Source organism: Pseudonocardia aurantiaca, from assembly GCF_039526725.1.
Classification (GTDB): Bacteria; Actinomycetota; Actinomycetes; order Mycobacteriales; family Pseudonocardiaceae; genus Pseudonocardia; species Pseudonocardia aurantiaca.
Genome location: NZ_BAAAJG010000006.1, coordinates 1 through 3,928, shown reverse-complemented (window position 1 = coordinate 3,928; position 3,928 = coordinate 1). Strand labels below are relative to the sequence as shown.

General features: G+C 67.9%; 5 protein-coding genes and 2 pseudogenes. 6 read left to right on the top strand and 1 reads right to left on the bottom strand.

Annotation, left to right across the window (positions count from 1 at the left end):
- The 6 genes and pseudogenes from ABD143_RS09125 to ABD143_RS09105 form a co-directional block, all read left to right on the top strand.
- Nucleotides 1-307, top strand: a 307-nt coding sequence (locus ABD143_RS09125) for a hypothetical protein (RefSeq protein WP_343974199.1), incomplete at its 5' end; no start/stop codon positions are given.
- A gap of 62 nt (nucleotides 308-369) precedes the next feature.
- Nucleotides 370-1,210, top strand: a pseudogene (locus ABD143_RS38165) (IS701 family transposase); the annotation flags it as partial.
- Between the two features lie 130 nt (nucleotides 1,211-1,340).
- Entirely contained in the window at nucleotides 1,341-1,592 is a 252-nt protein-coding gene (locus tag ABD143_RS09120) for a hypothetical protein (protein WP_343974196.1), read from the top strand.
- A 275-nt stretch (nucleotides 1,593-1,867) separates the two neighbouring features.
- Nucleotides 1,868-2,131: a hypothetical protein gene (locus tag ABD143_RS09115; protein WP_343974193.1), complete on the top strand. Its 264-nt coding sequence runs from the start codon at nucleotides 1,868-1,870 to the stop codon at nucleotides 2,129-2,131.
- 34 nt (nucleotides 2,132-2,165) lie between these two features.
- Nucleotides 2,166-2,225, top strand: a pseudogene (locus ABD143_RS09110) (transposase); the annotation flags it as partial.
- A 111-nt stretch (nucleotides 2,226-2,336) separates the two neighbouring features.
- Nucleotides 2,337-2,582, top strand: a complete 246-nt coding sequence (locus tag ABD143_RS09105; protein WP_343974202.1) for a hypothetical protein — start codon at nucleotides 2,337-2,339, stop codon at nucleotides 2,580-2,582.
- 1,012 nt (nucleotides 2,583-3,594) lie between these two features.
- On the opposite strand, the gene ABD143_RS38465 is transcribed toward ABD143_RS09105, so the two are convergent.
- On the bottom strand, nucleotides 3,595-3,666 hold the full coding sequence (locus ABD143_RS38465; RefSeq protein ID WP_465269709.1) for a WYL domain-containing protein: 72 nt from the start codon (nucleotides 3,664-3,666) through the stop codon (nucleotides 3,595-3,597).
- Between the last annotated feature and the right edge of the window lie 262 nt (nucleotides 3,667-3,928).

Genomic DNA, 3,928 nt, shown 5'->3' with positions numbered 1-3,928 from the left:
AGGAGGTCGCGGCATGCAAGAGGTGCCACACGTGTCCAGCGCCGTCGTCGACCCCAGCGCCGGCCGCTGGGCCATCGCGCTCGTGGTGACGGCGGCCTTCATGGTCGGTGGCGGGTTCCTGGGATATACCGACTCCGCCCAGGCCGCCGGCAAGCCCGGCGACAACGCCGGTTCCCCGGGCCGGGACGGCCAGAGCGTCACCTGTCACACGCACCAGCCCCCGCGTGACGACATGCTCGTCTGCAACGCGGTGGCCGGGAATGGCGCGGATGGCAAGGACGGTGCGCCGGCCGCGGTCCATCGCTAGTAGGACTTTGTCACGTGTGTCGCTACCACTGATCCAGCTTCTCGTGTGATCTTGTCAGGCTCGTGACGCCGGAGGAGACGGACCAGGTCAGGCCGCGTCTGGGTGGCGTTCGCCGCCGAGATGCTCGGTGGCTTGGCGCGGTCGGACCAGCGGGCCAAGGGTGCGTTGTACCTGCGCGGGTTAGTGCTGGACGGTAAGCGGAAGTCGATGCAGTTGATGGCTGCTCGGCTCGGTGTCGATCATCAGTGGTTGCAGCAGTTCGTCACGTCCTCGACATGGGATCATGTTGAGGTTCGGAGGCGGGTTACCCGGTTGCCGAGACATTCATCGGGCCGCAGGCATACGTCATCGACGACACCGGTTTCCGAAGGACGGACCCGATTCACCTGGGGTGGCTCGGATGTATTCCGGGTCGCTCGGGAAGGTCGGGAACTGTCAGATCGGGGTCAGCGTGCATGCGGTGACCGACTGGTCGTCCGCAGCGATCGATTGGCGATTGTTCATTCCGAAGTCGTGGGACGACGCTGCGTGGGATGAAGCTGCAGTCGGCAATGATGATCCTGATGCGGTGACCGAGATCCGACGTCCGACGCGCACGCAGCAAGATCCCCGATCAGGTGCGACATCGAGAGAAGTGGCGCCAGGCGCTGGACATGCTCGACGAGATCATCGGTGATGAGGAGGCCGGCGGCTGGAGGCTGGCCGGGCGACCCGTCGTCGCGGACGCCGGATACGGCGACACCACCGGATTCCGCCTGGCCTCCAGGCGCGCGGCCTGTCCTACGTGCTGGCCGTCAAGGGCGCCACCAGCGCCTACCGGGCCGATGCCATGCCGGTCACGCCGCCCTCAGCTGCCGCGGCCGACCCCCGGTGCCGCGCTACTGCGACGACCCCAGCAACCTCACCGCCTCGAGCCCGTCCCGGTGGGGGTACTCCGGGTTGCCGCCTTCCAGAGCGCGAGTCTCAGACTCTTGATCTTCGTGTGGGTTCCGCAGGTGGCGCGCCGGATACACGGTTCAGCAGGGAGCCCACCGTGGAGATCACCTACGAGCGGGTGGCCGCGATCGATGTCGGCAAGAAAGTTGTCGCGGTGGCGGTGCGCACCCCGGGCGAGCGCTCCGGGCGGCGTAGACAACAGCTGCGCAAGTACAACACCTATCACTCCACGCTGGCCGAGATGGTCGCCTGGCTGACCTGCGAGGGTGTCACGCATGTGACGATGGAAGCGACGGGGGTCTATTGGCGGCCGGTGTTTCACCTCTGCGCGAGGCCGAGCGCCCGGTAGAGGTGCTGCTGGTCAACGCCCGGCATGTCAAGAACGTCCCGGGCCGCAAGAGCGACGCCCTGGGCGGCGTGGCTGGCGGAGTTGACCGAGTGCGGGCTGCTGCGAGGGAGTTTCATCCCACCACCACAGATCGCCGCGATCCGGGAGCTGACTCGCTACCGCAAGAAGCTCATTGAGCAACGCACCAGCGAATTCCAGCGCCTGGCTACTCGAAGGACAGCGGAATAAAGATCGACTCGGAGGCCTCGGCGTTCACCACCCTGTCGGCCCGCGACATGATCGAGGCACTGATCACCGGGGAACGCGGCCCCGCCATGCTGGCGGACCTGGCGCGCGAGAGGATGCGTACGAAGATCCCCGAACTGACCCTGGCCTGCGCGGGCCGCTTCAGTGACCAGCACGCGCTGATGTGCACCCTTCACCTCGAACACATCGATCACCTTGCTGGCATGATCGCCCGCTGGACACTCGGATCGACGAGGCCACCCTCCCTTCGCCCAGCAAACGACCTTGCCGGCGACGATCCCGGGAATCGGTGAGCACGCCGCCCAGGTCATCATCTCCGAAATCGGCGTGGACATGTCGCGGTTCCCCACCGCGGCGCACCTGGCCTCGTGGGCCGGCTTATGCCTGGGCAACAACGAGTCCGCCGACCGGCACCGTTCCGGCAGGACCGCAAGGGCAACAAGGAACTCTGCGCAATCCTCACCGAGTGCGCCTGGGCCGCGGGGCGCACCAGTACCTATGTTGGCGCGGTCCACCGTTTCCACCGCCGGTCGACAAGAAGGGTGGCTCGAAGGCCGCCATCGCCACCGCCCATACCCTCATTGCGATCATCTGGCACGTGCTGGCGAGACCACCGCCTACCGCGACCTCGGCTCGGACTACTTCACCCGCCGCATCGACAATCCCGAAGCCCACATACGCCGACTCATCCATGAACTCGAAGCCCTCGGTCACAAGGTCACCATCGAACCCAAAGCCGCGTAGCTGGTCACCAGCACCAATCACCGACCCACGCGGCACTCAGCCGCGTCACCAACCCCTCCGTGCAGATCCTGCCTGGTCACGACAGTTACATCTCAGGAGCCGCGTCGTGGACGCTCTACACCTGCCCGCCGAAAGGCACCACGGTGATCTGTGCCGACGAGCTCGGGTCGGTGACCCCGCGGACCGTCCCGCTCGCTCCGGGCTGGTCACCGGGCAGGCATCCGGATCAAGGCCCCGCTGAATACTCCCGCGGGCCGGGGAAGACCTGGGTGTATGGCGCGCTGCGGCCGGCAGATCACCTTCTGCGCGCCCGCGCACAACGGCCAGGGCTGGATCGGCCTGCTGTGCGGATCGCCCGGGCCAACCGCCGGGGCCCGGTCGTGGTGATCATCGACAACCTGTCCAGCCATTCCAGCTGGAAGGTCCGCCAGTGGCGGCCCAGCACCCGCGCATCCGCCAGGTGTTCATCCCGGTCGGCGCGTGCTGGCTGAACCTGGCCGAGGGCTGGTGGCTGCTGCTACGCCGCGCCGAGTTCGCCGGCCAGGCCTTCGCCGATGCCGCCGAGATCGCCCACGCCGTCGACGTCGCCACCGCCCGGCTCAACGCCCACGCCCGCCCCTGGGCCTGGGGCCGACCACCAGCCAAGCCCCGGCGTACACGCTTTAGACCCAATGCCGTTGCGTCAGGTCGAGGCGTACTCCCTCTGCTGGCCCGGTTGTTGGGGGTGGCGCCGGTGGCCGAGAGCGTGCCTGGGTTATCCGGTCTCGGGGTGCCGACCTGGGTATATCCGCCTGATCTGGGACCGGGTGGTCAGTGCGGCCGAACCGAGCGGCACACACGGCTGCTGCCCGCTCGCCTGGCAGGACGCGTCATCGGCACCGGCCTCAGCCCACGGCACCGGCCCGACCGGTGCCGATCACACCAGGGCCGACCGGGTTCCAACTGGTCCGGCCGGCACGGACAGGTGAAGACGCCGGCTCGTATCGCCGGTCCCGCCGCGGTTTCGCGCTGGTCACGCCGGGTCGGCGATGCGGTCCACGCGAAAGGTGCGCCAGCCGTCGCGGGCAAGGTCCCAGACCGACACCGATCACGACACCAGCGAGGCTGCTCTCACCCGAGAGCTGGCTGGGCAAGTGGTGCGCCCGAGCGGCGATGCCGACCTGCCCGAGCGCGAGGAGTGCGCGCGAGCAGCGCCCGCGCTGCCGCCCGTACGGCAGCGGCAGTTCTACGTTGGCGAGCGCCGTCGTCCTTGGCAGCAGGTTGTGGCACTGGAAGACCAGGCCGATCTTGCGGCACCTCCGAGTCGCCCATGCGGTATCTCTTCACGACTCCATCGAGCCTGATCA